Origin of the sequence: Haloarcula sp. CBA1129, from assembly GCF_008729015.1 — an archaeon.
Classification (GTDB): Archaea; Halobacteriota; Halobacteria; order Halobacteriales; family Haloarculaceae; genus Haloarcula.
Window position 1 is genome coordinate 2,750,638 of the sequence record NZ_RKSM01000001.1, and the last position, 24,765, is coordinate 2,775,402.

At 63.5% G+C, this 24,765-nt stretch carries 30 protein-coding genes; 16 read left to right on the forward strand and 14 right to left on the reverse strand.

Translation table 11 applies throughout. The annotated features are described in order from the left end of the window. From Har1129_RS13870 to Har1129_RS13875, 3 genes are all read left to right on the forward strand, one after another. The gene (locus tag Har1129_RS13870; protein WP_151101192.1) at nucleotides 1–186 is read left to right on the forward strand and encodes a hypothetical protein; all 186 of its coding nucleotides are present in this window, start codon (nucleotides 1–3) and stop codon (nucleotides 184–186) included. A 74-nt stretch (nucleotides 187–260) separates the two neighbouring features. After that, complete coding sequence (locus Har1129_RS20650) at nucleotides 261–398, forward strand: hypothetical protein (RefSeq protein WP_004516449.1); 138 nt, start codon at nucleotides 261–263, stop codon at nucleotides 396–398. A gap of 173 nt (nucleotides 399–571) precedes the next feature. Next, complete coding sequence (locus Har1129_RS13875; RefSeq protein ID WP_151101193.1) at nucleotides 572–1,285, forward strand: type 1 glutamine amidotransferase; 714 nt, start codon at nucleotides 572–574, stop codon at nucleotides 1,283–1,285. Between the two features lie 18 nt (nucleotides 1,286–1,303). Here Har1129_RS13875 and Har1129_RS13880 read toward each other — a convergent pair whose 3' ends face one another. The 3 genes from Har1129_RS13880 to Har1129_RS13885 form a co-directional block, all read right to left on the reverse strand. Continuing rightward, nucleotides 1,304–1,771, reverse strand: a complete 468-nt coding sequence (locus Har1129_RS13880; RefSeq protein ID WP_151101194.1) for a cupin domain-containing protein — start codon at nucleotides 1,769–1,771, stop codon at nucleotides 1,304–1,306. 101 nt (nucleotides 1,772–1,872) lie between these two features. Beyond that, complete coding sequence (locus Har1129_RS20655) at nucleotides 1,873–2,037, reverse strand: DUF6757 family protein (protein ID WP_004516452.1); 165 nt, start codon at nucleotides 2,035–2,037, stop codon at nucleotides 1,873–1,875. A gap of 54 nt (nucleotides 2,038–2,091) precedes the next feature. Then, a complete protein-coding gene (locus tag Har1129_RS13885) occupies nucleotides 2,092–2,868 on the reverse strand; it encodes a PHP domain-containing protein (RefSeq protein WP_151101195.1) in 777 nt (258 codons plus the stop codon). A gap of 146 nt (nucleotides 2,869–3,014) precedes the next feature. On the opposite strand from Har1129_RS13885, the gene Har1129_RS13890 reads away from it, so the two are divergent. Then, the gene (locus Har1129_RS13890; protein ID WP_008306918.1) at nucleotides 3,015–3,302 is read left to right on the forward strand and encodes a hypothetical protein; all 288 of its coding nucleotides are present in this window, start codon (nucleotides 3,015–3,017) and stop codon (nucleotides 3,300–3,302) included. A 113-nt stretch (nucleotides 3,303–3,415) separates the two neighbouring features. On the opposite strand, the gene Har1129_RS13895 is transcribed toward Har1129_RS13890, so the two are convergent. From Har1129_RS13895 to Har1129_RS13910, 4 genes are all read right to left on the reverse strand, one after another. Continuing rightward, nucleotides 3,416–3,826, reverse strand: a complete 411-nt coding sequence (locus Har1129_RS13895) for a hypothetical protein (RefSeq protein ID WP_151101196.1) — start codon at nucleotides 3,824–3,826, stop codon at nucleotides 3,416–3,418. Beyond that, on the reverse strand, nucleotides 3,823–4,509 hold the full coding sequence (locus Har1129_RS13900; RefSeq protein WP_151101197.1) for an ATPase domain-containing protein: 687 nt from the start codon (nucleotides 4,507–4,509) through the stop codon (nucleotides 3,823–3,825). The genes Har1129_RS13895 and Har1129_RS13900 overlap by 4 nt, the downstream gene beginning before the upstream one ends. 73 nt (nucleotides 4,510–4,582) lie before the next feature. Further along, nucleotides 4,583–5,290: a hypothetical protein gene (locus Har1129_RS13905; RefSeq protein ID WP_151101198.1), complete on the reverse strand. Its 708-nt coding sequence runs from the start codon at nucleotides 5,288–5,290 to the stop codon at nucleotides 4,583–4,585. Between the two features lie 67 nt (nucleotides 5,291–5,357). Next, complete coding sequence (locus tag Har1129_RS13910; RefSeq protein ID WP_151101199.1) at nucleotides 5,358–6,263, reverse strand: acyltransferase; 906 nt, start codon at nucleotides 6,261–6,263, stop codon at nucleotides 5,358–5,360. 138 nt (nucleotides 6,264–6,401) lie between these two features. On the opposite strand from Har1129_RS13910, the gene Har1129_RS13915 reads away from it, so the two are divergent. Together Har1129_RS13915 and Har1129_RS13920 are read left to right on the forward strand one after the other, a co-directional pair. Beyond that, entirely contained in the window at nucleotides 6,402–7,415 is a 1,014-nt protein-coding gene (locus Har1129_RS13915; RefSeq protein ID WP_151101200.1) for a CPBP family intramembrane glutamic endopeptidase, read from the forward strand. A 24-nt stretch (nucleotides 7,416–7,439) separates the two neighbouring features. Next, complete coding sequence (locus tag Har1129_RS13920; RefSeq protein WP_151101201.1) at nucleotides 7,440–8,492, forward strand: aldo/keto reductase; 1,053 nt, start codon at nucleotides 7,440–7,442, stop codon at nucleotides 8,490–8,492. A 469-nt stretch (nucleotides 8,493–8,961) separates the two neighbouring features. Here the strand turns inward: Har1129_RS13920 and radA are convergent, their stop codons facing one another. The 4 genes from radA to htpX form a co-directional block, all read right to left on the reverse strand. After that, complete coding sequence (gene radA, locus Har1129_RS13925; protein WP_151101202.1) at nucleotides 8,962–10,011, reverse strand: DNA repair and recombination protein RadA; 1,050 nt, start codon at nucleotides 10,009–10,011, stop codon at nucleotides 8,962–8,964. 102 nt (nucleotides 10,012–10,113) lie between these two features. Then, nucleotides 10,114–10,275 carry a hypothetical protein gene (locus tag Har1129_RS20980; RefSeq protein ID WP_225307818.1) on the reverse strand — a complete coding sequence of 54 codons (162 nt, stop codon included), beginning with the start codon at nucleotides 10,273–10,275 and terminating at the stop codon, nucleotides 10,114–10,116. A gap of 191 nt (nucleotides 10,276–10,466) precedes the next feature. Continuing rightward, entirely contained in the window at nucleotides 10,467–11,084 is a 618-nt protein-coding gene (locus tag Har1129_RS13935; protein ID WP_151101203.1) for a hypothetical protein, read from the reverse strand. 303 nt (nucleotides 11,085–11,387) lie between these two features. After that, on the reverse strand, nucleotides 11,388–12,266 hold the full coding sequence (gene htpX, locus Har1129_RS13940) for a zinc metalloprotease HtpX (RefSeq protein ID WP_151101204.1): 879 nt from the start codon (nucleotides 12,264–12,266) through the stop codon (nucleotides 11,388–11,390). Nucleotides 12,267–12,386: 120 nt separating this feature from the next. Between htpX and Har1129_RS13945 the strand changes: the two genes are divergently transcribed. Further along, nucleotides 12,387–13,532: a 60S ribosomal export protein NMD3 gene (locus Har1129_RS13945; protein WP_151101205.1), complete on the forward strand. Its 1,146-nt coding sequence runs from the start codon at nucleotides 12,387–12,389 to the stop codon at nucleotides 13,530–13,532. Next, entirely contained in the window at nucleotides 13,525–14,565 is a 1,041-nt protein-coding gene (locus Har1129_RS13950; RefSeq protein ID WP_151101206.1) for a class I SAM-dependent methyltransferase family protein, read from the forward strand. Before Har1129_RS13945 ends, Har1129_RS13950 begins: the two co-directional genes overlap by 8 nt. A 182-nt stretch (nucleotides 14,566–14,747) precedes the next feature. On the opposite strand, the gene Har1129_RS13955 is transcribed toward Har1129_RS13950, so the two are convergent. Then, nucleotides 14,748–16,475 (reverse strand): ATP-dependent DNA helicase, encoded by a 1,728-nt coding sequence (locus tag Har1129_RS13955; RefSeq protein WP_151101207.1) that lies wholly within the window; start codon nucleotides 16,473–16,475, stop codon nucleotides 14,748–14,750. Between the two features lie 160 nt (nucleotides 16,476–16,635). Between Har1129_RS13955 and Har1129_RS13960 the strand changes: the two genes are divergently transcribed. Continuing rightward, the gene (locus Har1129_RS13960; RefSeq protein WP_004516469.1) at nucleotides 16,636–16,830 is read left to right on the forward strand and encodes a cold-shock protein; all 195 of its coding nucleotides are present in this window, start codon (nucleotides 16,636–16,638) and stop codon (nucleotides 16,828–16,830) included. A 108-nt stretch (nucleotides 16,831–16,938) separates the two neighbouring features. Here Har1129_RS13960 and Har1129_RS13965 read toward each other — a convergent pair whose 3' ends face one another. Further along, nucleotides 16,939–17,160 carry a hypothetical protein gene (locus Har1129_RS13965; protein WP_151101208.1) on the reverse strand — a complete coding sequence of 74 codons (222 nt, stop codon included), beginning with the start codon at nucleotides 17,158–17,160 and terminating at the stop codon, nucleotides 16,939–16,941. A gap of 110 nt (nucleotides 17,161–17,270) precedes the next feature. Here Har1129_RS13965 and Har1129_RS13970 point away from each other — a divergent pair, with 110 nt between their 5' ends. Genes Har1129_RS13970 through Har1129_RS13980 form a run of 3 tightly spaced genes read left to right on the forward strand, consistent with a single transcriptional unit; the run spans nucleotide 17,271 to nucleotide 19,981 of the window. After that, nucleotides 17,271–18,257 carry an SDR family oxidoreductase gene (locus Har1129_RS13970; protein ID WP_151101209.1) on the forward strand — a complete coding sequence of 329 codons (987 nt, stop codon included), beginning with the start codon at nucleotides 17,271–17,273 and terminating at the stop codon, nucleotides 18,255–18,257. 54 nt (nucleotides 18,258–18,311) lie between these two features. Then, entirely contained in the window at nucleotides 18,312–19,250 is a 939-nt protein-coding gene (locus tag Har1129_RS13975; RefSeq protein WP_151101210.1) for an NAD(P)H-binding protein, read from the forward strand. Beyond that, the gene (locus Har1129_RS13980) at nucleotides 19,247–19,981 is read left to right on the forward strand and encodes a hypothetical protein (RefSeq protein WP_151101211.1); all 735 of its coding nucleotides are present in this window, start codon (nucleotides 19,247–19,249) and stop codon (nucleotides 19,979–19,981) included. Before Har1129_RS13975 ends, Har1129_RS13980 begins: the two co-directional genes overlap by 4 nt. On the opposite strand, the gene Har1129_RS20660 is transcribed toward Har1129_RS13980, so the two are convergent. Beyond that, complete coding sequence (locus tag Har1129_RS20660) at nucleotides 19,968–20,141, reverse strand: DUF5786 family protein (RefSeq protein WP_004516474.1); 174 nt, start codon at nucleotides 20,139–20,141, stop codon at nucleotides 19,968–19,970. The genes Har1129_RS13980 and Har1129_RS20660 overlap by 14 nt on opposite strands. Before the next feature lie 154 nt (nucleotides 20,142–20,295). Here Har1129_RS20660 and Har1129_RS13985 point away from each other — a divergent pair, with 154 nt between their 5' ends. The 4 genes from Har1129_RS13985 (at nucleotide 20,296) to Har1129_RS14000 (ending at nucleotide 24,763) form a co-directional block, all read left to right on the forward strand. After that, nucleotides 20,296–21,270, forward strand: a complete 975-nt coding sequence (locus Har1129_RS13985; protein WP_151101212.1) for a DUF5784 family protein — start codon at nucleotides 20,296–20,298, stop codon at nucleotides 21,268–21,270. A 145-nt stretch (nucleotides 21,271–21,415) separates the two neighbouring features. Then, the gene (locus Har1129_RS13990; RefSeq protein WP_151102154.1) at nucleotides 21,416–22,411 is read left to right on the forward strand and encodes an AAA family ATPase; all 996 of its coding nucleotides are present in this window, start codon (nucleotides 21,416–21,418) and stop codon (nucleotides 22,409–22,411) included. A gap of 146 nt (nucleotides 22,412–22,557) precedes the next feature. After that, complete coding sequence (gene thsA / locus Har1129_RS13995) at nucleotides 22,558–24,240, forward strand: thermosome subunit alpha (protein ID WP_151102155.1); 1,683 nt, start codon at nucleotides 22,558–22,560, stop codon at nucleotides 24,238–24,240. A 298-nt stretch (nucleotides 24,241–24,538) separates the two neighbouring features. Then, nucleotides 24,539–24,763: a hypothetical protein gene (locus Har1129_RS14000; protein ID WP_151101213.1), complete on the forward strand. Its 225-nt coding sequence runs from the start codon at nucleotides 24,539–24,541 to the stop codon at nucleotides 24,761–24,763. Nucleotides 24,764–24,765 lie beyond the last annotated feature (2 nt).

Sequence of the window (24,765 nt, forward strand, 5' to 3'; positions counted from 1 at the left end):
ATGGTCGATCCGCCCGCACTGGACCGCTGGGACGCTACGGCCGCGGCGAGTGTCGCTGTTTTACTCATCTTGGCGTACGTCATAGTCCCGAATCCGACGGTCCAGTACGGGACGTGGCTGGTCGTCTTCTGCATCTGGATGGCTTGGTTCGTCTTTTTCGGTGCCAAATGGTTATACGGCCCCTAAACCGGTGCGTTGAAGCTTTTACTCGATTCCGTGTCAGCGGAGATTTATTTACTCCCACTCTCTATACACACCCGATGCCCCGTATCGAAGTCTCGGAAAACCTGTACCGGCAGATCGAGAGCGAAGCCAATAACGACGACTTCAACGACACGCTGTGGAAGATGGTGGGCTCCTATCGGCGGACGAACAATCCGGAAGCGGACCAGACGTAAACAGACGTATCGCAGTCACCGACGGCCCGTAGCGGGACAGTTCTGAAGGTTCGATAGTTTTCGCTAGGCGTTGTACCCGCGGTCGTAGTGACATCGGCGTCCCCGTCACTGTGAGCGGCAATCACTGCCGTCGATACGCATATTTTTACGATTTGAGTCGCTTCGTACTGGTAATGAGGCCACGAATCGCCCTGCTGAACGCGGCCCACGACGGCGAGGACAACCGCCGGAACTTCCGGCGGGAACTCGACGCCGACCTCGTGGAGTACGACGTGACCGAGCGCGAACTGCCCGACACCTTCGCGTTCGACGGCTGTCTGGTCACTGGCAGCCGCGCGTCCGTCTACTGGGAGGAACCATGGATCCGCGATCTCGAATCATGGGTCAGTGACGGGATCGACCGCGACATCGCGTTCTTGGGCGTCTGTTTCGGCCACCAGTTGCTCGCACACGCGCTCGGTGGCACCGTCGAGCCGATGGACGAGTACGAGATCGGCTACCGGACCGTCGAACACGACGGTGAGAACGAACTGCTCGATGGCGTTGATGAGTCCTTTACCGTCTTCACGACGCATTCGGACCGCGTCGCCGAAGTGCCGCCGGGCGCGACCACGTTCGCCGAGAACGACTACGGCGTCCACGGCTTCCGGAAAGAGAACGTCTTCTCGGTGCAGTTCCACCCCGAGTACGACCCTGCGACGGCCGAGACGGTGACGAAAGGCAAGGACGACCAGCTCGCCGACGAGCGCATTGCGGCGGTGCTGGACGGCGTCACCGAGAAGAACTACCGCGCCGCCTGTGAGGCGAAGCAGTTGTTCGACAACTTCACCGAGTTCGCTGCGCGTCGGACGCGTGATGCAACCGGCTCCGCCGCGGCCGACGACTGACTGATTCCAGTCCGAACGTCAGGTGAACCGGCCGGTCTCAGCGTCACAGTCTTCACAGCGCGTCACCAGCGCGTCCCGGTCATCGGTCATCTCGACGTAGTTGTGTGTACGACCGCCACAGTCCTCACAGTGCCGAAGCATATCGGTATCACCCATCTCCTGTGGTGCGCCGAGCGCGAGCGCGACCACGCGTTCCTCGCTCTCGTTGTGGCCGCGTTGCCACTCGCCGGGAGCGAAACGGATGGCCTCGCCGGCCGCAACGGACACGTCGCCGTCCTCCGTCTCGAACGTCGCTGTGCCCGACTGAATGAGAAACACCTCTTCCTGATCCGGATGGCGATGGTACCCGAAGCCGAAGGACTCGCCCGGTGCCAGTTCATAGTAGTTCAGCGCGATATCGCTGGTGCCGAGCGGCCCGGCAAGCGCCCGCTTGACCGACGCCGGTCCCATTCGCGATTCGACGGCGTCGAGACTGACTTTCTCCATAGTTGCCATATGCAGCGGACAGGGCTTAACCGTTGGTCAGACCGGGCAATCGTGGTGACACTCGCGAGTCACGCCACAGCAGCAAAGAAACGGAGCGGCGATCACTCGCGTCGGTCGATATCGAGTTCTTCGTCGAGGTCTTCGAGCCAGTCGGCGTCTTCCAGTTCCGCCATCTGTTCACGGAAATGTGTCTTGCAGACACCGACCTTGACACCGTCGTTCTCGACGGCGATGTCAGCTTCACGGTCGCAGTAGTGACACTGCATACTTGAATAGTAGTCCCGGACGACATTGAACCCTCGGGTTCCGTCTGCCGGTTGTCAGACGCTGAGGATTGTCTGGACGCGGTCCCAAGCGGCCGCATCCAGACCCGTGCCACCCACCGTCTCCCCGTGGGCGTCACTGCCGCCCGTCGGGACGAGATCGTATCGCTCGATAGCCTCGTCGACGAGGCTGTCGTCGACCGCCCGGCCGTAGGGGTACCACCGTTCGACAGCGTCGAGCGACGCACACTTGGACAGCGCGGCCGCCGTATCGGGGTACCTGAACGGGTGGGCGAGGCCGACCAGCCCGCACGCGTCCGAGAGGACCGCACAGCCGCGCTCGAAGGACGGGACCTCTCGGGGGACGTAACAGGGACAGTCGTCGCCGATGAGTTCGTCGAACGCGGACTGGAAGGTGTGGTCGGACACCTCGGCGATAGCGCGGGCGATGTGTGGCCGTCCCAGCCCGTCACGCGGTTCGACGGGCAGCGAGACGCCCAAACGGTCCTCGACACAATCGATGATTCGTGCGCCGCGCTCGCGGCGGTTCCGCTGGATACGCGCACACTCAGCCCGGAGTTCGTCGATCGGGTCGACACCGTAGCCAAGCAGGTCCAGTCGCTGGGTGTCAGTTTCGACACGGAGTTCGATGCCGTGGAGAAGCGTCACACCGTCCCGCTCGGTGACGGGGCCGTCGAATGCGGGCTGGAGTCGGTCGTGGTCCGTGACGGCGACGACCTCGACGCCCGCTCGGCTCGCGGCGGCCGGGAGCTCGTCGAATGAGAGCGTCCCATCGGAGCGGGTCGTGTGTACGTGCAAGTCAGCGACGACCATACCACTCCCACAATCCCCAGCAGGAAGCCGCTTCCGGTCAGATCATGAGTCGTGGACACACGAAACGTGGGTTCCTTATACGCATTAAGGGATATTATGATTATCTATAGTGAAGGTTTATTAGGAACCATGAACTTTCGATAGACATGCGAATGCTAAGCAACGCAACGGACGCCTTCCAATCGTACGACTACCCGGTTTCCGCCGAGGAAATCATCGAGGGCGACGGCGACATGGAACTCGAACTGCCAAACGGCACCGAGCGTCTGGGCGACGCGCTGAGCCGGTCGGCTCCAGAAACCTTCGAGAGCGCGGAAGACGCCGAGTTCGCGGCATTTTCCGGTGTTTCGAGCAAAGCCATCGGCCGGAAGGGCTACTCCGACCGCGACCCGGTCTGCATGGGCGAGGACGGGCCGGACGAAGTCTCCTTCTAACGGCCGCGACTGACCGCTGTCACCCCAGCTCTGGACGGGCTTTCCGTCTCATTCGTTTTCACACAGGCGAGCACCAGCGCCATCGGTGTCGGTGAGTGCACACACTGGAGCAGCTACCGGTCGAGAAAATCCGGCTTATCAACGGCATCAGTGCTGTCGATTGACTGCCTGTCAAGCAGTTCTGAAGCCTCAAGGGCCGACGGCAGGCCGTCGCGGCCGCTGGTCGGCACGTCGTCTTCGTCGAGATACGTCTTCTCGCCGTTGATCAGGTCAGCCCAGAGGGCGTCCCGGTCTGCGCTGGTCGTCTCCGCCGCTTCCTTGGCTTCGTTGCGCCCTTCGTCGTACGCGAGTTCGACCATGCTCTTGTGGTACGCCGAGTTCATCTCGGCGTAGATGGCTTCCAGTTCCTCGCGGTTGTACTCCCCGAGGCGCTCGGCGACACCGATGGCGTAGGCCCGGTCGGTAGCCTCGTCCTTGTCGAGGGCCTCCCAGTCGGTCCCGAACTCGCGCTCGTAGCGACTCATGTCTCTACTTTTCGATCAGCGTGGACCTGCAGCCCGGTGTCAGAAAAGGTGATTTCGCGGATGTCACAGTCGATGGCGGTCCCCCGCATCTTGATGACCTGCACGCCGCGGGTCATGCTCCCGTTTTCGAGGAAGTTGTGGAAGAAGACGACGCCGTGGGCGAGGTAGTGTTCGTCACTGTAGGAGGACGGGTCGGTCATCTCGGAAATGAGCAGCGTCGTCGCATCCGTCTGTTTCAGCGCGGCGAGAAAGCCCGTAATCTCGTCTTCGACATCGTTCATGAAGTGTTGCAACAGCATCGTCGAGTCGATGACGACCCGCTGGATGTCGTTCTGTCTGATGTAGGCGACGAGTCGGTTCGTCAGGCCACCCTCACTGCCGAACTGCGTGATGGTTCGCTTCCCGCTCTCGGTGACAAGGTTCAGGAACTGGATGGCGTCGGACTGCATCGCGCGGTCGAAGCCGAAGTCGTAGCCGGCCATATCCTGCATCAACTCCGTCTTGGTCTCGTGCATCGTCACGTACAGGCACGTCTCGCCCTCTTTGACGCCCTGTGTGATGAACTGTGAGCAGAACGTGGTCTTCCCGCTGCCCGGCGGGCCGCTGACCACATAAAGGCGGTTCGGGAGTAACCCCCCCTCAATGAGTTCATCGAAACCGGGGACCCCGCTAGAGAGACGCATATCAGCTACCTGAGTCCGTCTGGACATATGCTTTGACCTTCTATTTTCACTGGTGATAACTTATTCGGCTGCGTCAGTGTTCGATAGCGCTGGGATGGCTATCGGCCAGTTCCAGCAGTCGCTCTGTTCCCGTCTCATCGAACCGCATCGGCCGTCGCCACCACGGCCCCTTCCCCGAATCAGATGACAGCTCCGTTACCAGTTCGTTCGCGTCGGTGCCGCCGCTTGGCTCCGATAGCGGGACGACCGTGTCGTACAGTCGCGACGCGTCGGCGTTGCCGCGAATGAGAACGCGAGCGTCGAAGGGATCGCGTTTCACGTGGGCATTCGAGGCGAACTGGGCCTGTTCCTCGGGTGGGAGCGAGCGGTACGCCTCGCCCGTGACCGCGTCGCGAGCGAGTCGAAAGTGACCGATGACGTGAGCGCCCCACTCCGGCGACGCCCAGTCCGGACGCTCCTCGACAGTCGACAGCGTCGCGTAGAAGAACACGTAATCGCCAGCCGAGAGTTCCGAGAGCGGCCCCGCCTTCACGCCGTGGTCGTCGCCGTAGGTGTAGCGGTCGCCGCCGGCCTCGGGAAACTCCGGGTCGAAATGGACCGGCTGGTCGGCCACCGGAGACACGTCGGTCCGCAGGTCGAGGTCGCCGTACGTCGGCACGGGCTCGCTGGTCGATTTCGACTCGGGAATGGGAATATACTCGAAGGAGCCATCGGGACGCAGCGGGCCGCGGAAGCCGGGCTCGTTCGTGTTGGCTCCGACATTGATGGCGACACTTCGCATAGCTGTCGTTGGGTGGTCTCGGAGAAAGGGCTTCGGTTGCGGAGAAGGGGTGATGTGCTGTCGCCGGCTACTGATGGTCCGGCGGCGAGAGGTCGCGCTGGAACTCGTCGAACTGCTCTATGTTATCGGGTAGATCGGTCGGCAGTTGCCGCTCAGCACGGCGGTCGACGTTCGCTCCGTCAATCGGCTCCGCGACGGACTCCCAGCCGTCCTTGACCGTCAGGGACTTCGCCGGCGTCCCGGCGGCGATGTGATGGGCAGGGATATCCTTGCCAGCGATTGACTTCGCCGCGAGGATGGCGTTTTCCCCGATCTTGACGCCGGCCCGGACCATCGAGTCGTAGGTCAGGCGCACGTCGTCCTCGATTATTGTGTGGTAGTTGTCGACGTGGGTCTGGTCGACAGCGTCGTGGTCGTGGCTGTAGACGTGGGTGTCATCGGAGATAGAGACGCGGTCACCGATGGTGAGCTTCCCGCGGTCGTCAAGGTGCACGTCGTCGTGGACGACGACGTTGTCGCCGATTTCGATGTTGTGGCCGTAGGTAAAGGAGATGCCCTTGAAGAAGCGACACCCCTCGCCGCAGGATTCAAAGAGGTGATCGGCGAGCATGCGCCGGAAGCGCAGCGCGAACTCAACGTTGTCAGCCATCGGCGTCGCGTCGAACTGCCGCCAGAGCCACTGGAGGTGTTTCGAGCGTTTGAACCGCTCCTCGTCTTTCTCGGCGTAGTACTCGCTTTCGAGGGTCGTGTTACAGGGGTCATACCCCTGAAGTCGGACCCGCTCGGCCGGGGAGATATCCGCGCCGTCCTGCCAGCGCTCGTAAGCCTCCCGGTCGCCATGGAGATCGACCAACACGTCAGTGACAACATCGCAGGTGTCCTCGTCACCGGAGAGACGCTCGTCGACCTCGTCAATAAACGCCCTGAGCCCCTCTTCGGCGAGCGGTGGCAGCGACACGTGACGCTTCGTCATGTCGAGTACGTGGCTTCGCGGGCAGATAGGGGTTTCCGTTACGTGAAACCTACCCAGTAACACCTGTGTCATGACAGCATGAACCATGCAGTCCGACGAGCAAGCCACAGTTAAGACGACGCCGTTCCAGACGACGACATGGTCAGGTCGGACTTCATTATGGAGATACGGCGCTACATCGTCAATCCCACAGAGCGCCGACTACGAGCGCCGTGGCGGGTCACGATCTGGGTGTTTCTTGCCGGGTTCGGCCTCGTCCTTCTCTCAGGGGTAGTCGCAGTGGTGTCGTCTCTGATGCGCATGACGCCAGCGGTCGCAGTCACGCGCCAGATTGCGCTCTTTGCTGTCGGAACCACCGCTGCTGTCGTGATCGGCTATCTGCTCGACCGACGGACGCTGCCTGACTACGGGTTGGGGTTCGACCGGCAGTGGTGGCGTGACGCGGCGTTCGGTCTCGTGCTCGGGGTGGGGCTTCCCACGCTCGTCTTGCTTGTCGAACTGGCCGCCGGGTTCGTGGAAGCCAGCGTCGCCTTCGCTACCGTCGACAGCGGGCCGCTCCCACTGACCGCGTTCGGACCGCTGGTCGCCGTCCTCCTTTTGGGGGCGTTCTTCCTCGTACAGGCGACTGCCGAGGAAGTGCTTGTCCGCGGGTATCTGCTGACGAACGCGGCCGAGGGGCTCGCCGGGTGGGTCGGGAAGCGCCGCGCGGTCATCGCCGCGACGGCGCTGACAGGCGCGTTGTTCGGTGTCCTCCACTGGACGAACCCCAGCGCGTCACTACTCAGCGTGACTAACATCACCCTCTACGGCCTCCTGCTCGGTGCGTGTTACGTTCTGACCGGACGGCTCGGCGTCGCCAGCGGGTTCCATGTGGCGTGGAACTACACGCTGGCACTGCTTGGCTTTCCCGTGAGCGGCCTCCGGATGGGCGTCGCCCTGCTCTCGACTGACGCGACCGGCCCGGCGCTGGTGACCGGCGGCGAGTTCGGCCCTGAAGGCGGTCTCATTGCCCTTCCGCTGCTCGGCGTCGGTGGGGCCGCGCTGTACTGGTGGGTCCGTCGCGAGTACGGCGTGGTCGAAATCCTCGACGGCGTCGCGACCCCCGACCTCCGGATTCGGACGCGGTCCGACACCGCAAACCAAGACGGCTAAGTGGACAGCGCCGCTACGTCGGGTATGGAATACGCGACACTCGGAAACTCCGGCGTCGAGGTCTCGGAAGTCGGGTTCGGTGCTTGGGTCGTCGGCACGGACTGGTGGGGCGACCGCACCCGCGAGGATGCCGTCGACATGGTCCAGCACGCGCTCGATCAGGACGTGACGTTCTTCGACACCGGCGACGTGTACGGCCACGGCGACAGCGAGGAGATAATCGGCGAGGCGCTGGCGGAACACCGCGACGAGGTGACGGTCTCGACGAAGATCGGCTACGACTTCTACAACAACCCACAGGCCGGCCACGGCGAGCTCCCGAAGAAGGTCACACCCGAGTGGGTCCACACCGCGTTCGACCGCTCGCTCGACCGCCTCGGCATGGACCACGTCGAACTCCTGATGCTCCACAACGCCAACGTCGACGAGGTCGACGAGGACGTGCTGGAGGCGCTTGACGAACTCCGCGAGGAAGGGAAAGTCGACGCAATCGGCTGGGCGCTCGGCCCGTCTATCGGCTGGCTCGCCGAGGGCGACGCCGCTGTTGCCAACGAGTTCGACGCGCTCCAGACCGTGTTCAATCTCTTCGAGCAGACCCCCGGCCAGCACTTCATCGACACCATCCGGGAGCAAAACGCCGACACGTCGGTTCTGGCTCGGGTCCCACACTCCTCGGGCCTGCTGAACGAGCAGGTGACCCCCGAGACGGAGCTCGGGAAGGGCGACCACCGCTCCCACCGGCCCAGCGAGTGGTACGAGACCGGCTGGGAGAAAGTCGAGGAAATCCGCTTCTTAGAACGTGACGGGGCACGGACGATGGGGCAGGCCGCCATCCAGTGGCTGCTGTACAACGACGAAGTGGCGTCGGTCACGCCGACGTTCCGGACGAACGCCGACATCGACGAGTGGGCCGGCGCGCCCGACACGCCGCCGCTCAGCGACGATGAATACGACCGGGTGCAGGAGCTGTATCAGGACAACTTCGGCATCGACCGCGACGACGGGATGGACGCCCTGCGCTCGTCGGTCGGCGGCGCGGACCTCGAAGAGACCGGGATGAAATCGGCGGGCGACTGACCAGTCGAGGGTGTCCGCCCGAGACAGCGGTCGGCCGTCGAATATCGGGGGACTGACCGCGAGGCGTCGGAGCGCCAACGCACAGGCCACGGCAGATCAGGCGGGCGACTGATTTTACGCCGCTCACTCGGTTGTCGCTCTGTCCGAACATCGATAGTCGGGCACTGAAATCTCCAGTCGACAACTCACCCTTGGAAAGCATCGACGACCAGACAGCCGTCTGCCGATTCCCGGCTACCACCCCCCTGTTTCAACAGGAGATGTATCGCCGTCCTGCGATTGGGGTGGCGAAGTTTCACATTCACCACGGTGCGTCTGACGGCCGCAAGACGCCAGACGGGAGGCGGTTCGAGATGAAACGAAGGGGTTCGGGGCGCGGGAGCAGCCCACATACCAGTCCGGCCAAAAACTGTCGCAGTTGTCGAAGACCGCCGGAGAAACGGACTGTGTTAGTGCTGTCGGAGTTAGGTTACTCGTTCAGCAGGCCGTCCTCTTCGACGCGCATGACGCCCTCGCCGTCCGGGAGATTCGGCGCGTCGACGAGTTTGACGATGCGCTTGTTCCCCTTGGACTTGCGGAGGTACATCCGGAACGTGGAGGTGTGGCCGAGGATGTTGCCACCGATGGGCTGGGTCGGGTCGCCGAAGAAGGAGTCAGGGTTGGAGGCGACCTGATTCGTGACGACGACGGCGGTGTTGTTGAGGTCGCCGACCCGCATCAGGTCGTGGAGGTGCTTGTTGAGCTTCTGCTGGCGGTCGGCGAGTTCGCCACGGCCGACGTACTCGGCGCGGAAGTGGGCGGTCAACGAGTCGACGGCGAGCAGTCGGACAGGGAACTCCTCGTCCTGACTCTCGCTGGCGATCTCCTGAGCCTTCTCGGCGAGGAGAATCTGGTGGTTGGAGTTGAACGCTTTCGCGACGTGGATTTTCTCCAGCACGGAGGCGACGAGGGCATCAAGCTGGTCCTCGTCGGTTGGGTCTGCGTCGGCCTCGTCCTCAACGATGCCGTGGAGGACCAGCGTGTCGGCCAAGACCTCGTCGGCGAGGCCCTTGACCATCTGCTCGATACGCTCAGGTCGGAACGTGTCCTCGGAGTCGACGAAGATGGCGCTGCCTTCCAGCCCGCCGTGTTCGGCCGGGAGTTGGACGTTGACTGCGAGCTGGTGGGTTACCTGAGACTTGCCAGCCCCGAACTCGCCATAAACCTCGGTAATGGACTGGGTCTCGACGCCGCCGCCCAGCAGGTCGTCCACCTCGTCGACGCCCCACGAGAGTTTGCCGATCTGCTCGCGGCGTTCGAGCACTGTTGACCCGGTTTCGAAACCACCGATGTCGGCTGCTTCGCGGGCCGCCTGAATGATGTCTGCCGCCGACGACTCGCCGATGTCGGCCGTGTTCGACAGTTCGCCGGGAGAGGCGACCGCAATTCCCTGATAGGAGTCGTAGCCGTTGTCTTCGAGTTTCTCTGCTGTCGCCGGACCGACACCCGGCAGCTCTTCGAGGTCCTCACTTGCGGACATGGACGAGGCTTGTGCGTCCGGGGGTATAAAGCCTCGTTAACACCAGAGTGAAAGTGAAAGTGTGGGAAAGCGGCGGGATAGTTCGGAACGGAATCGGGAGCTTTAGATGGAAAGGAGAGTCGAGGCGTGGCAGAAACAGACGCAGGGCAAGCCTGTTCGATCGAGGTAGATGAGCAGGAACGGCCCGACGAAGGTGAGGCCAGTCAGCACTGTTTCAGACAGCGGGACGTAGCCCTCGCCGAACGTACCAATGAGTGAGAACACGATTGCAATCGCGACGGGGACTGGCCTAGAGCGGACCGAACGCCAGAGGAGACACAAGGCCCACCGAGCAGTGGTGTCACTACTCCTCGCTCGTGCCGACGACGCGGTAGATGCCGTCGGAAACGCGGCCGTCGCAGTCGGTCTCAGCCGGACGGAGGTGGTCGCCGACAGCGACGCCGCCCTCGGTCATCTCACTCCCAAGGATGGTAGCCGGGGCGGTCCGGCCACAGTGGATACCAATATTCCTTGTCGTCCTCAACGGTTATTTCGTCGCTGAGGTTGCTGTCCAGTTTGAACTCCGCAGACGTGTTGCGTTCGTGGCTGTCGTGAGGGTCCGGCGCGAACGGGTAGTACGCGCCCCGGCGGAAGGAATACACCCAGTAGACGGTCTGGTCGTCGCGCGTGTGCTCGAACGCGAACAGCGCCGCGAGCAGGCGCGACCCGTACCGGCGCTCGACGAGCGTGTCCGCAGCGAAGTGAATCGACGTGAGCAGGTCCTCGAAGTCGTTGTCGTGGAGCACGACCCACTGGTAGCCGTGATCGTCGGTCTCGAAGGTCGCCCGCGTGCCCGTCTCGACCATCCCGGCGTCGAGGATGGATTCGACCTCGTCGATGGCGTCCTGAAAGTCCGTGCTGTCGACGTCAGCGAAACACAGCGCCGCCTCACCTGTCGGCTCGTACCCCAGATCGGCTTCCATCGTAATGTAAGCGGTACTCATCCCGAACAGGTCATCAGGGTCGGCGTCGCGTGTCGCGTCGGCCTCGGCTTTCACCCCGAGGACGCTCTTGAGTCCGTCAAGCAATCCCATATGTGAGCCCCTACGTGCCGGGGACCAAGGTGGTTTGCGTCTCAGTTGGTGACTCAGACTGTGTGAATGAGACGGTCAACAGCCAGAAAGCCCCACCCTGTAGCTGATTGAGCAGCCGAATCGGGTGGACTGAAAAGGGCGAGACGCTGGGTGGACGAGGCGACGTAAACATCGAAACGTAGTGAGGAGCGCAGCGAGCCACAATAGCGCAGCGTCTCGAGGCTTTCCGGCTCTGTACAGGAATTACTGCGAGACGGTACTGGTTCAGGAGCGACAGCCGGTCGGTCAGAAAACCAACTAAAGCTAGCGACCTTCGAGTTCGCGTTCGAGGTCCTGCAGGCGGTCGATCCGCTTCTCGGTCGAGGGGTGAGTGCTTGCGAGGCGGCCGATCCAGCCGACGTCAATGGGGATGATGAAGAAGGCGTTCATCTCCGCCTGATCGCGCATATCCTCTTTCGGAACTTTGTCCATCTGCCCGTCGATTTTCATCAGCGCGTTCGCGAGGGCGGCAGGCTTCCCGGTAATCATCGCCCCGCCGCGGTCGGCAGCGTACTCGCGGTAGCGGCTGAGCGTCCGAATCAGCAGGAACGAAATAACCCAGACGACCAGTGAAATGAGAATGGCGACGATGACGGGGACCTGTTGTCCGCCGCGTTCGCGGCCGCCGCTGAACAGCCAGCCCCACCGGACAATGAGGAAGGCAATCGTCGAGAGGAACGACGCGATGGTCATCACCATCACGTCGCGGTTCTTGATGTGAGCCAGTTCGTGGGCGATGACGCCCTCCAGTTCATCCTGATCCAGTGTGTTCATGATGCCCGTCGTCACGCAGACGGCCGAGCTACTCTTGGACCGACCGGTGGCGAAGGCGTTGGGTACCCGAGAGTCGGCGACAGCGACTTTCGGCTTCGGGAGGTCGGCCTGCTGGGCCAAGCGGTCGACGGTCCGGTGGAGTTCCGGATACTCCTCCGGTTCGACCGTCCGAGCCCCCATCGAGTACAGGGCGAGCTTGTCACTGAAGAAGAACTGCGCGCCGAGGAACAGTCCCATGACGACCACGATAAGCGCGAGGTTGCTGAAATACAGCGTGAGTGCTCCGAGAAAGACGATGTACAGCGCGAACAGCAGGAACATCGTCAGGGCCATTCGGCCGCGGAGCCCCCAGTCTGTTTGCCATTCCATACCCGCTGATAAACGGTCGACACTCTAAAACCTCGCTATCGTGGGAAAGTGCCACACGGAAGGTGGTGGTCCGGCAGGCGGAACACACGGCTTAAACAGTTCAGTACAGTAGGACCGGTAATGAGCCGGTCGGGAGAGTTCTGTCCACGCTGCGGTGACGAGATACCGGAGGGCACCGACGAGCGCCCGGAGCTTTCGGGTGCCGGCGGTCAACGCAACTCCGAGCACGTCCTCTGTGACGCCTGTTACTTCGAGGAGTTCGACCTAGTGGACGCCCCCGACATCATCCAAGTTCGGGTCTGCTCGCGGTGTGGCGCAGTCCACAAAGGGAACCGCTGGGTCGACATCGGCGCGGAGGACTACACTGACATCGCCGTCGAGCAGGTGAGCGAGGCGCTCGGCATCCACGTCGACGCCCAGTCGGTCGCCTGGCAGGTCGCCCCCGAACAGCTCGACAAGAACAACATCCGGATGCACGCGGAGTTCTCCGGCGTCATCCGCGGGACGCCAGTCACCGAAGAAGTCACCGTCCCTGTCCGCATCTCCCGACAGACGTGCAAGCGTTGCGGGAAGATCGCTGGCGGTTCCTTCGCCAGCATCGTTCAGGTGCGGGCCGACGGCCGCGACCCGACCGATGAAGAGCGCGAGCGGGCCGAAGAAATCGCAGAAGAGTACATCGCCGCCCGCGAGGAGACCGGCGACCGCAACGCCTTCATCACCGAGACCAAATCCGTCGACGACGGGCTGGACATGAAGATATCGACCAACCAGATGGGGCTGGGCATCGCCAAGCGCATCACCGCTCAGCTCGGCGGCTCCTACTCCGACTCGCGGCGACTCATCTCCGAAGACGAGGACGGACAGGAGCTGTACCGGATGACCTACGCCGTCCGCCTGCCCCGCTATCGACAGGGCGAGGTCATCGACCCGGAGGACGGCGACGGGCCGGTGCTGGTCCGCTCGGTCCAAGGGAACCTCAAGGGCATTCGGCTGACGACCGGCGAGGACTACGAAGCGAGCTTCGAGGCCGGTGAAGCGCCCGACGCCCGTCGGCTGGGGTTCCGCGAGGACAGCCAGCAGACCACGCTCGTCGCCGTCGAGGACGAGAGGGCCGTGCAGGTCCTCGACCCCGAAACCTTCGAGAGCAAGACCGTTCCGCGGCCGGACTACCTCGACACCGATGCCGACGAAGTACCGGTGCTGAAGAGCCACGCCGGGTTGCACATCCTCCCCGACGCCGATGCCGAAACGGAGACCGATGAGTGACGGCCCGAGAGAGCAGGACGACCAACAGCTCGCCGTCGTCGTCGCCAAACCCCGTTCGCAGGTCGCTATCGAATCCTTGCAAGCCGAGGGAGTCTACGACGACACCAGAAGCGTCACCGAGTGGACAGAGGACAGCGTTGCCATCCCAGTGACCACTCCGCCACAGGAGACGCAGTTCCGGGAAGTCATCCGGCAAGTCGGTGAACGCCGCCTCCGAACGCTCGATGACCATCTCCGGGAGCGCGGCTGGACCGACACGGAGATCGACGCCGCGCCGGGGTCGTGGGCGGTGCTCGGCTCTGTCGTGCTGGTCGACATCGGCGATAGTCCCCGACCAGCGGAGGTCGGCGAGGCACTGCTCGCGCTCCACGGCGAGGCCGAAACGGTGCTGGCCCGCCACGGTATCTCCGGCGAGCACCGCGAACCCAGCGTCGAGGTCATCGCCGGCGACGGCGACACGGAGACGGTCCACACCGAACACGGCACTCGCTACGCGATGGACCTCGCGGCAGTGATGTTCTCGCCGGGGAACAAGGCCGAGCGGGCGCGGATGGGAGACACCGTCGCGGCAGACGAGCGAGTGCTGGATATGTTCGCCGGCATCGGCTACTTCACGCTCCCGATGGCCCGCGCCGGCGCGAACGTCACCGCCGTCGAACGCAATCCGACCGCGTTCCGGTTTCTCGTCGAGAACGTCATGCTCAACGACGTGGATGAGCAAGTCCACCCCTACCGGGCCGACTGTCGTGATGTCGTCCCGGGGTTCGCCGAGGAGGGGCGCGCCGACCGGGTCGTGATGGGGTACTACGAGGCGCACGAGTACCTTGACAGCGCGCTCACGGCACTCGCGCCCGGCGGCGTCATCCATATGCACGAGGCGACGCCGGACCCGCTCGTGTTCGACCGCCCAATCGAGCGACTGGAGGCGGCCGCTGCCGAAGCCGACCGCGGCGTCGAGGTTCTTGACACCCGGCGCGTCAAGGAGTACAGCGAGGGCGTCGCCCACGTTGTCGTTGACGCACGGGTACGGTAGGGCGTTTTTACTGGAACGGTCTTGGCTGGAGAGTTGTCAGACCACACTCGAAAAGGCGGTCGTAACGCCTAATTGGGCGAGTAATCAAGAGTCTGCATGGATACACAGCAGATTATCGCCATCATCATGGTCGTCCTGATGGTCGGGTCGTCGGTGGTCTACGGGTTAGCCTTCGCCTTCTTTTAGTCCCACACGTCGGAGAGCGGGTGATTTCCGTCCCCGGACCGCGAGCGCGAGCGGTCGTGTCGGCGTTTGGTCCCAGAACTGAGTCCCGAAAGCGCCTGATCCGGTGCGAACCGCGGCAGGTCAGGCTGTGAGAGCCGGTCGACCTGTGCACGGAACCAGTCGGGCATATCGTGGTCGGCGCGCTCAAACAGGTCAAGTAGCGACGAATCCGCGAGGTAGGTCGCGCCGTAGTCGTCGGGTGCACGGACGACACGGCCACAGGCCTGAATGACTGTCCGCAGTGCCGTCCGGTAGTACCAGCCCCACTGGTCGTCTTCGAGCCGTCGGGCGACGCGGGAGTCGCGGGTGTTGGGATAGGGGGCTTTGCACAGCACCTGCCAGCGACACAGGTCGCCCTCGAGGTCAAGCGCTTCCTCCATCTTCACCGAGAGAAAGACATCGGGGTTGTCGCTGCGCTTCCACGCCGCGAGTGCCCCGTCCCGACCCTCCTTGTCGTGGGTGCGGACGCGAGCACCGACGCCAAAGTCGTCGAGCAACGTCTTCAGTTGCTCCTGAATGGCATAGGAGTGGCAGTGAATCAGTCCCTTCTCGTCAGCGTGGTGTGCCATGATACGCACGATGGTGCGGGCGATGTCGGGCAGCGTGTCGTCGCGGTGCTCGTAGGTCATCTTCCCCTGTGCCACGTCGTACAGCGGCCGGTTCTCGACGGGGAAAGTGTGGCCGACCTCGACGAGGGCGACGTTGGCAGGGTCGAGGCCGACGTTGGCACAGAACGCCTCCTTGTTGAGGATGGTCGCCGACAGCAGGGCGAAGCGGTTGCCCCGGTCCCAGACGGTGTGTTTGAGGTAGCGCTCGGGGTTCATCGGTTTGATCGTCACCGGCGCGTGCTCGCCGTCGGCCTGATCGACGACCCACGTGGTCGCGCTCTCGGTGTCGGTGTAGTCCTCGCGGAACCACCCGAGGTCCTGCCTCAGCGTGTTCAGCGAGTCCCGCTCGGCCACCTCCTCGCCAGTCAACTCCGACTTCTGTCGTAGTTCCTTCACACGGCGCTCAGCGAGGTGTTCGACGCGCTCGGTGAACGCGACGGCTTCGTCCAGCCCGTCGATGTCGGGCACGTCGATGTCGTTCCACATCGGAATCGTCCCCGGCGAGAGGTCGATGGTGGCGTACATCTCCGCCCATTCGCCCAGCCCGTGGGCCTCGTCGATGACGACCACGTCACGCTTGCCGAACACGTCGCTGCCGGCGGTCTGCATGAAATAGGCCAGCGTCATCGCGGCGATACGCCGATTCGAGGCGATAGCACGGTCAGAGAAGTACGGACAGCGGTGTTTGACTTGGCAGTCGAATTTCCGTTCGCGCACGCACGGGGCCTGATTCACCGGCGTGTCCGTCTCGCCGGGGAGGATGCAGTCGTAGTTGTTCTTCCCGCGGATGACACAGAGGTCTTCGAGCAGGGCGTCCTCGGCCACGTCGTCGAGCTGGGAGACCTGCGGTGTGGTGTAGTAGGCGTCGATGACCTGCTCGGCGGCAGCCTCGCCGGCGGTTCGAGCACAGCCGGCGATAGCCCGAGCGAGCAGCGATTTGCCGCTGCCGGTCGGCGCACGAACGAGGACAACGTCTTTTCCGCTCTCGAAAGCCGCACGGATGTCGGCCAGAGCCTGCTTCTGGTTGCCCCGGTAGGAGGGGGCCGGAAACTCGTCGGTAATCCGCGCGGGGTACACGCGAGAAGGCAACGGACGAGGCGGCCTAAACCTTTCCTGTCGGCCGGTGGCGTAGGCCAGCTATCCGGGGAGACAGGGTGAGTCGTGTGCACATACACACGGTCATGGTACTTCGGCTCTCGGAATGCTTATACATATACCCCCTGTACGTATATTTGCAATGGCAAACGGTAAGGTTGATTTCTTCAACGACACAGGCGGTTACGGTTTCATCTCGACTGAGGACGCGGACGATGACGTTTTCTTCCACATGGAAGACGTTGGCGGCCCTGACCTCGAAGAAGGCGAGGAGATCGAATTCGACATCGAACAGGCCGACAAAGGCCCCCGCGCGACGAACGTCGTCCGCAACTAAGGCAGATTTCCGGTCGCCTTCGGGCGACCACATCTGACACTTTGTTTTATCAGACTACTCGGAAAGCGACAGCGTCCGGTTCGCAGCGACCAAACAAAGAAGCGACAGTCAGTCGTCAGTCTGTGCGGACAGCGCGGCCACGTCCGCCGCAGTCACATCGCGATCGTCGGGTAACCGGTCGATACAGTCATAACAGAGGAAATGCTCCGTGTCGTCGCCGAGTTCGAGGACGATGCCCTCGGTCGGTCTGGACTCCTGCGACCAGATGTTGGCGATACCGCCGGCTATCGAAACGTTCGTACCGCACCCGTCGCAGGCTCTGGAGGCCATTACCTGATTTTTATACGCTGTATACACTTCAAGGTAGCTGGCCCCTTCGAACAGTGCGACGCGGCTAACTCACGACATACTTTTGTCGTCCGATGGGGACCATCCAGATAATGCAAATACTGGTCACAGGGGGTGCCGGGTTCATCGGCGGCCATCTGGCACAGCGGTTCGCCGCCGACAGCCACGATGTCGTCGTACTGGACAACCGCGACCCGTTCTACGATCTGGATATCAAGCAACATAACGTCGACGCGGGACGGGAAGCCGCCCGGAACGGCGACGGGAGCTACGAGTTCATCGAGGGCGACGTGCGCGACGCCGAACTGGTGACCGATCTGGTCGCCGACGCCGACTACGTCTACCACCAAGCCGCCCAAGCCGGCGTCCGCCCGAGCGTCAAGAACCCCCGTAAGTACGACGAGGTCAACGTCGACGGGACGCTGAACCTGCTGGATGCCTGTCGTGACGAAGGAATCGAGCGGTTCGTGATGGCCTCCTCCTCCTCGGTGTATGGCAAGCCCCAGTACCTGCCCTACGACGAGCAACACCCGACAACCCCCGTCTCGCCCTACGGCGCGTCGAAGCTCGCCGCCGAGCGCTACGCCTGCGCCTACAGCGAGGTGTACGATCTCCCCGCCGTGGCGCTTCGCTACTTCACCGTCTACGGCCCGCGGATGCGCCCGAACATGGCGATCTCGAATTTCGTCTCGCGGTGTCACAACGGCGAGCCGCCGGTCATCTACGGCGACGGCACGCAGACGCGGGATTTCACCTACATCGAGGACGTCATCGACGCGAACATGACGCTGTTGCACGAGGACGCCGCCGACGGCAAGGCCGTGAACATCGGGTCGACGGACAACATCGAAATCAAGACGCTCGCGACGGAAATCCGCGACCAGATCGACCCGGACCTCGACCTCGTGTACGAGGAGCGCCACGACGCCGACGCCGAACACACCCACGCCGCGACCGACCGTGCCGAGGAACTGCTCGGCTACGACCCGGACCACACCATCCGGGAGGGTGTCGCGAAATTCATCGACTGGTACCGCGACAACCGCGACTGGTACGAACCGCTCGTTCGACAGTCCTGACGGCCGACACGAACAGGCCACGGTTTTAACCCCGTTCCGTCCTGCAGGAAGGGTATGCACGTGCTCGTGACCGGTGCGACGGGGTTCGTCGGAGGCCATCTCGTCCCGGCGCTCCTCGCGGCCGGCCACAGCGTCCGGGTGCTCGTTCGCGACCCCAGCGAGTATGACCCACCCGACGGCGTCGATGTGGCGACAGGAGACCTGCTCGACGCGGGCAGTTTCGACGCCGCCCTCGCCGGCGTCGATGTCGCATACTACCTCGTCCATTCGATGCACGCTGGTGCTGACTACGCCGAGCGGGACCGGCGCGCGGCGCGGAATTTCCGCCGGGCGGCCACCGATGCCGGTGTCGACCGGGTCGTCTACCTCGGTGGTCTCGGCGAAGACGGCGAGACGCTGTCCGAGCACCTCCGGTCGCGCCGCGAGGTCGAGTTCATCCTCGCGGAGGGCGAGTACGACCTGACGACGTTCCGCGCGGCCATCATCATCGGTGCGGGGTCGGCGAGCTTTCGGATGATACGCGAACTGACGACGCGACTGCCCGTGATGCTGACACCGCGCTGGGTGCGGACAGACTGTCATCCGATCGCGATCAATGATGTCATCGCGTATCTTGTCGGCGTCCTCGGCGTCCCGGACACTGCCGGCGAGACCTACGAAATCGGCGGGCCGGAGGTGCTGACCTACGCGGAGATCCTGAAGCGAACGGGCCGGCTCATGGGCACTGGCGAGCCCAGAATCGTGCCGATACCGGTGTTGACACCGAAGCTGTCGGCGTACTGGGTCTGCCTGCTGACCGACGTGCCATCGAGCGTCGCCCAACCGCTGATAAACGGACTGAAGACGCCAGTAGTCGCCGACACCGATGCTGCTCAGGCACAGTTCGCGGTTGACCTGACGCCGTTCTCGGACGCTGTCAAGTTGGCCCTCAGTGAGCCACAGCGCCGCGAAGCGGCACAGGCGGCCGCGGCCACGGGTGGTGCGGGCAGATGAGCGGCGACAGCACCCGACCCGAATACGGCGAGACGTGGGTGTACGAGAGCATCATCGGCGCGCTGCCGGGGATTCGGCTGCCGACGTGGGCAGCGATGGCGATTCAGCTGCTCATCTTCGAGGTCGCCATCATCGCCCTGTCGTGGTACTACGAGGTCTGGAGCGCCGCAATCGCCGGAACGGTCGTCGTGTTCGTCGCCACCATTGGGAGCGCAGAGATGCTCCGTATCAGTACGCTCATCCGCCGCATCGACGTCCCGCCGACCTACCGAGCGCTGTTGTTCGCCTCGAACGTCGAGGTCGTGTTGTCCGTGCTCGCGTACGTGGCGCTGCTCACTCATCTGTTCGTCTTCGACCCACAGGTCAGCTCGATGCCGCTTCTGGGCCGGTTGTTCGGAGCAGAGCCGCCGGTGCTGGTGGTGTATCTCACATTGCTGATCCTCTGGGACGTGAGCTACCGCATCGGCACGGGCTGGTGGGCCAGCGTCACGGGGCTCTGGCGGTCGGCGCGGTACCGGTTCGACCCCGAGACAGCACGGGTGTTCATCCGTGCGGACTTGGAAATCTGGGGCTTTGGTGTTCTCCAGCTCGTTCTCGTTCCGTTTGTGCTCGACCAGCCGGTGCTGCTGGCGGCGTTAGTCGGCCATGTGATAGCCGTCACAGCCGTCACAGCTGTCTCTGTCGGGCTGTTGCGCTACCGGTCGAGAACGGGCGCCGTCAGTCAGAGTTGATCTGTTTGAACTGATCGAGCAACTCCTCTGTTGACTCGTCACCGTCGTAGTCGACGCTTCCGTGGTAGGTACTCCGGTCGTCGTCTTCCGACAGGTCGACCTCACTGTTCTTGCGCTCACGGCGTTCGTGTTCGTCGTCGTCGTACGCTCCCATCGACATAGGTTACCACAGTGAAACTTGGCTGCTAGTGACTATCAATGTAACGGTGGTCCCAGAAACCGTACCACACGGCCCACAGAGCAGCCGAGTAGACCGAACGGTGGTGTCTCGACGGGGCGGAACGCACAAGACCACGGACCGTCTACACGACCCTGTGGCTGGTCCCTTACGTCTGCGACAGTCGAACGAGCGATGGAGCGAGAAGCGGGTCCGGACGGACCTGCTGACACCGCTGCAGAACACCTTCGGTGCGACGATGAACGGGCCGTGGTTCGCACCGCCGGAGGGGTGGGCCGCGCGCCGACTGGAGATGGACAACGGCGACCTCGCGCTGTTTTGCTGGAACGGCCAGCGGGCGTACTGGGTCGGGAACACGGAGACACCGGAGACGCTGTGGCGGACGGAGAAGTACACGTTCGACGAAGTCCCCGACGACATCAGCGAGTGGGTCCAACGCGAGCTGTTCGCCCAGCTAGAGGTGGAAGACCCGTGGCTCACCGAGTACGAGACGCTGGCTCGCTTCTTCCTGCCGGTGTTTCTCTCGAAGGACGGCCGGGAGTCGACCCGGACGTTCTTCCGGGACCACGCCGGCGGCTTCCCGGACGCCGACCGGGCGGATGGGCTGGCGTTCTACAATGACTTCCTCGCGACTGGCGAACTCGACGACTACCGATACACCATGGCGAGCAAACTCGGGACCAGCGAGGGCTTTGACCTCTCACGGATGCGGGCGACGATGGGCGAATTCAACGTCGCCAAACTCCTCGTCGATGCCGGCAACGACATCACGCCAGAGGTCGAACTGGATTCGGGCCATTCCGTCGACTTCCGGGTCGAAGACACGCTCGTCGAGGTCACTCGTCCGCGGCCGCCGTCCCGACGGCAGGCCGACACCGCCGTCGCCGCGGTCAAGGCTTCCGGCGACGCGAAGACCCGCGACCAGCTAGCGGCTCACCCCGGAGCCGTCCTCGTCGTCGACTGCAGTTCCTTCCCGGATGACGACTGGCGGCGGGTATACGGAGAACAGTCCGACGTGGGCTACTCGCCGACCATCGTCTTCCGCGCCCGCCCGGACGGCAGCATGGAAGGGTACGCTTACGGCTCGGTTCCGTTCCCGTTGCCGTTCTAAGTGTACGGCTATGTCGCGTTATCTTCCCCGAAATCCGGGGCGTAACATATAACGCGCCGGACCGGTAACACTGAGAGAGATAGTCGTGGTGGACGACACAGAGCAACCGGAGACCAGCGGGGCTGGACAGTCGGTTTCAGAGGTAGTGGACCGACTCGAATCGCTCCGGTCGGAAGAGGAAGACCGCGCCGAGAGCGCCACCGCCGGCGTGCTACTGGACCAGCTACAGGAGGTCGAACAGCGACTACTGGCCTTCGGTGAGGGGCTGGGCGGTACGGCAGACACGGTAACTGACCTCCCGTTCACCGAAGAAGCCGGGCTAGATCACATGCCCGAACCGCTGTACGTCCGCCACGACACCGAAATGCTGAATCAGGTCACGTCCTGGCTCCTGCAGGACCAGCACATCGGGTTAGTGAGTCCCTACGGGACCGGAAAGACCGCCTTCCGCGAGATCGTCCTGCGAGACCTCTCGAAACACGAGGGGTTTGTCATCACGCATCTGGATAACCCACGCGAGACGACGCCACGGAAACTGTACCAGACGGTGCTGACCGCTGCCTACGCCGCGGGCTACTCCATCGACCAGCGCAACTACTCACAGGTGCGGGACGGGATTCCGTGGGCGACCGCAGAAGCGAAAGACGCCGTCCACGAGATCGTCCGCCGCGTGCGCGAGGACGACAAGACGCTGCTGCTCGTGGTCGACGAGATCGAGGTACTTGAGGCGGATCTACTGTCGCCGCTTCAGGTAGCCGGCGACGCCGGTGTTCGTCTGTTCCTCACCGGGACACCGGAAGGGAAACGTCGCGTCGCCGAGATTCGCGGGACACTCGACTCACGGCTTCGCTACTACGAAGGTATCGACCCGTTCTCACCGGACGACGTGGCTGAGTATGCCGCCCGCTCGCTGGCATACTTCCGGGACGAACCGTACGAGGGGCAAGCTCCGGACCTGTTCACCCGGGCGGCGATCGAGGACATCCACGAGCGGACGGAGGGCAACCCCCGCGAGGTCCGCATCGAGTGCCGCGAACTGTTCACGAGGGCGGCGTTCGTCTGGTACCGGACCGGGCAGGACATCTCTCGCATCCAGATTACGCCTGAGTTGCGCCACCGTCGGTTCGGAATGGGCCGCTGAGCGGTCCTGAATGGGTATATAAACTACCCACGTCACACGGTATCACACCGCCGAGTGTGGCGTCTAATAGGGCGATACACCGCCGCCCACCGTAGCATTTATATAGAATCACATTCAATCATCGTTTGACTATGGCTCAACAGCAGATGGGCAACCAGCCCATGATTGTACTTTCCGAGGAGTCCCAGCGGACATCCGGAAAGGACGCGCAGTCGATGAACATCACGGCCGGGACGGCCGTCGCCGAGGCCGTTCGGACGACACTGGGTCCGAAGGGCATGGACAAGATGCTCGTCGACAATTCGGGCTCGGTCGTCGTCACGAACGACGGCGTCACCATCCTCGACGAGATGGACATCGAGCACCCCGCCGCCAACATGATCGTCGAGGTCGCCCAGACGCAGGAAGACGAAGTGGGCGACGGCACGACGACGGCGGTCGTCATGGCCGGCGAACTCCTCTCGAAGGCCGAGGAACTCCTCGACCAGGACATCCACGCCAGCATCCTGGCTCAGGGATACCGTCAGGCCGCCGAGAAAGCGAAAGAGATTCTCGAAGACAACGCCATCGACGTCGACCCCGAGGACACCGAGACCCTCGAAAAGGTCGCCGCGACCGCGATGACCGGCAAGGGCGCTGAATCCTCCAAGGACGTCCTCGCCGAACTCGTCGTCCGTGCCGCCCAGTCCGTCGTCGACGACGACGGCAGCGTCGACACTGACAACATCCAGATCGAGACCGTCGTCGGCGGCGCAACCGACGAGTCCGAGCTCGTCGAAGGCGTCATCGTGGACAAGGAGCGTGTCCATGACAACATGCCGTTTGCCGTCGAGGACGCCGACGTTGCCCTGCTGGACACGGCCATCGAGGTTCCGGAAACGGAACTCGATACCGAAGTCAACGTCACCGACCCCGACCAGCTCCAGCAGTTCCTCGACCAGGAAGAGGAACAGCTCAAGGAAATGGTCGACAAGCTCGCCGAGGCCGGTGCTGACGTCGTCTTCTGCCAGAAGGGCATCGACGACATGGCCCAGCACTACCTCGCGCAGGAAGGCATCCTCGCTGTTCGCCGCGCCAAGAAGTCCGACATCGAAGCGCTCTCGCGCTCGACCGGTGCGCGCATCATCTCCAACATCGACGACATCGAAGCCGACGACCTCGGCTTCGCCGGCTCCGTCGCCCAGAAGGACATCGCTGGCGACGAGCGCATCTTCGTCGAGGACGTCGAGGACGCCCGCGCTGTCACGATGATTCTCCGCGGCGGCACCGAACACGTCGTCGACGAAGTCGAGCGCGCCATCGAGGACTCGCTCGGCGTCGTCGCCGCCACGCTGGAGGACGGCAAGGTCCTGCCCGGCGGCGGTGCCCCCGAGACGCAGCTCGCACTCGGCCTGCGTGACTACGCCGACTCCGTCGGTGGGCGCGAACAGCTCGCTGTCGAGGCCTTCGCCGACGCCATCGACGTCATCCCGCGCACCCTCGCGGAGAACGCCGGTCTCGACCCGATCGACTCGCTGGTCGACCTCCGCAGCAAGCACGACGGTGGCGCAGTCACCTCCGGGCTTGACGCCTACACCGGTGAGGTCGTCGACATGGAAGACGACGGCGTCGTCGAGCCGCTCCGTGTCAAGACCCAGGCTGTCGAAAGCGCAACCGAAGCAGCCGTCATGATCCTCCGCATCGATGACGTCATCGCCGCTGGCGACCTCAAGGGTGGCCAGGGCGACGACGACGAGGACGAAGGCGGACCTGGCGGCCCAGGCGGCGCGCCCGGCGGCATGGGCGGCGGCATGGGCGGCATGGGCGGCGGTATGGGCGGCATGATGTAAACCCACTTTTTGCAACTCCTTCGGGCGCTTCGCGCCCTCAGTCGTGCAAAAACTTGGGGAAAAATCGCTGCTCGTTCCTGTCGCGCGCCTTCGGCGCGCGGTAGTCACTCGCTGCGATTGAACCGGCGCGCTGCGCGCGCCGGATACTTCCCGCCGATTCGAGCGACAATCACCGCGGTTCTATCTTCTCTGTCTTCAATCCGACCCAGTCACGACGCTGTCGTTCTGTCGGCTGTCGCACTGCCCACGCGTCACGCGCAGACGCCACGGTCAAACCGACACGGCACCTTGCGTCGGTATGGACCTAACGCGGACCGAACGGCGGTTACTGTGGACCGGGACGGCACTGGCGGGCGTGGTTCATCTGCTCGTTCCGGGGCTGTTACTGTCGCTGGCCCGACTGGGCTATCGCTGGGTGCTGGCGGTAGAGTTTACGCCACAGGAGGGGTCCCGTCGGCGGGTCAGGCTGCTCGGCGTCGGATTCCTGGCTGTCGCGGCGGCTCTCAAGCGGCTGTTGGAGTAAAA

Excerpts from the sequence above, each read along its gene's own strand:
- Har1129_RS13870 (WP_151101192.1), top strand. The coding sequence starts at position 1 with ATGGTCGATCCGCCCGCACTGGACCGCTGGGACGCTACGGCCGCGGCG.
- Har1129_RS20650 (WP_004516449.1), top strand. The coding sequence starts at position 261 with ATGCCCCGTATCGAAGTCTCGGAAAACCTGTACCGGCAGATCGAGAGC.
- Har1129_RS13875 (WP_151101193.1), top strand. The coding sequence starts at position 572 with ATGAGGCCACGAATCGCCCTGCTGAACGCGGCCCACGACGGCGAGGAC.
- Har1129_RS13880 (WP_151101194.1), bottom strand. The coding sequence starts at position 1,771 with ATGGAGAAAGTCAGTCTCGACGCCGTCGAATCGCGAATGGGACCGGCG.
- Har1129_RS20655 (WP_004516452.1), bottom strand. The coding sequence starts at position 2,037 with ATGCAGTGTCACTACTGCGACCGTGAAGCTGACATCGCCGTCGAGAAC.
- Har1129_RS13885 (WP_151101195.1), bottom strand. The coding sequence starts at position 2,868 with ATGGTCGTCGCTGACTTGCACGTACACACGACCCGCTCCGATGGGACG.
- Har1129_RS13890 (WP_008306918.1), top strand. The coding sequence starts at position 3,015 with ATGCGAATGCTAAGCAACGCAACGGACGCCTTCCAATCGTACGACTAC.
- Har1129_RS13895 (WP_151101196.1), bottom strand. The coding sequence starts at position 3,826 with ATGAGTCGCTACGAGCGCGAGTTCGGGACCGACTGGGAGGCCCTCGAC.
- Har1129_RS13900 (WP_151101197.1), bottom strand. The coding sequence starts at position 4,509 with ATGCGTCTCTCTAGCGGGGTCCCCGGTTTCGATGAACTCATTGAGGGG.
- Har1129_RS13905 (WP_151101198.1), bottom strand. The coding sequence starts at position 5,290 with ATGCGAAGTGTCGCCATCAATGTCGGAGCCAACACGAACGAGCCCGGC.
- Har1129_RS13910 (WP_151101199.1), bottom strand. The coding sequence starts at position 6,263 with ATGACGAAGCGTCACGTGTCGCTGCCACCGCTCGCCGAAGAGGGGCTC.
- Har1129_RS13915 (WP_151101200.1), top strand. The coding sequence starts at position 6,402 with ATGGTCAGGTCGGACTTCATTATGGAGATACGGCGCTACATCGTCAAT.
- Har1129_RS13920 (WP_151101201.1), top strand. The coding sequence starts at position 7,440 with ATGGAATACGCGACACTCGGAAACTCCGGCGTCGAGGTCTCGGAAGTC.
- radA (WP_151101202.1), bottom strand. The coding sequence starts at position 10,011 with ATGTCCGCAAGTGAGGACCTCGAAGAGCTGCCGGGTGTCGGTCCGGCG.
- Har1129_RS13935 (WP_151101203.1), bottom strand. The coding sequence starts at position 11,084 with ATGGGATTGCTTGACGGACTCAAGAGCGTCCTCGGGGTGAAAGCCGAG.
- htpX (WP_151101204.1), bottom strand. The coding sequence starts at position 12,266 with ATGGAATGGCAAACAGACTGGGGGCTCCGCGGCCGAATGGCCCTGACG.
- Har1129_RS13945 (WP_151101205.1), top strand. The coding sequence starts at position 12,387 with ATGAGCCGGTCGGGAGAGTTCTGTCCACGCTGCGGTGACGAGATACCG.
- Har1129_RS13950 (WP_151101206.1), top strand. The coding sequence starts at position 13,525 with ATGAGTGACGGCCCGAGAGAGCAGGACGACCAACAGCTCGCCGTCGTC.
- Har1129_RS13960 (WP_004516469.1), top strand. The coding sequence starts at position 16,636 with ATGGCAAACGGTAAGGTTGATTTCTTCAACGACACAGGCGGTTACGGT.
- Har1129_RS13965 (WP_151101208.1), bottom strand. The coding sequence starts at position 17,160 with ATGGCCTCCAGAGCCTGCGACGGGTGCGGTACGAACGTTTCGATAGCC.
- Har1129_RS13970 (WP_151101209.1), top strand. The coding sequence starts at position 17,271 with ATGCAAATACTGGTCACAGGGGGTGCCGGGTTCATCGGCGGCCATCTG.
- Har1129_RS13975 (WP_151101210.1), top strand. The coding sequence starts at position 18,312 with ATGCACGTGCTCGTGACCGGTGCGACGGGGTTCGTCGGAGGCCATCTC.
- Har1129_RS13980 (WP_151101211.1), top strand. The coding sequence starts at position 19,247 with ATGAGCGGCGACAGCACCCGACCCGAATACGGCGAGACGTGGGTGTAC.
- Har1129_RS20660 (WP_004516474.1), bottom strand. The coding sequence starts at position 20,141 with ATGTCGATGGGAGCGTACGACGACGACGAACACGAACGCCGTGAGCGC.
- thsA (WP_151102155.1), top strand. The coding sequence starts at position 22,558 with ATGGGCAACCAGCCCATGATTGTACTTTCCGAGGAGTCCCAGCGGACA.
- Har1129_RS14000 (WP_151101213.1), top strand. The coding sequence starts at position 24,539 with ATGGACCTAACGCGGACCGAACGGCGGTTACTGTGGACCGGGACGGCA.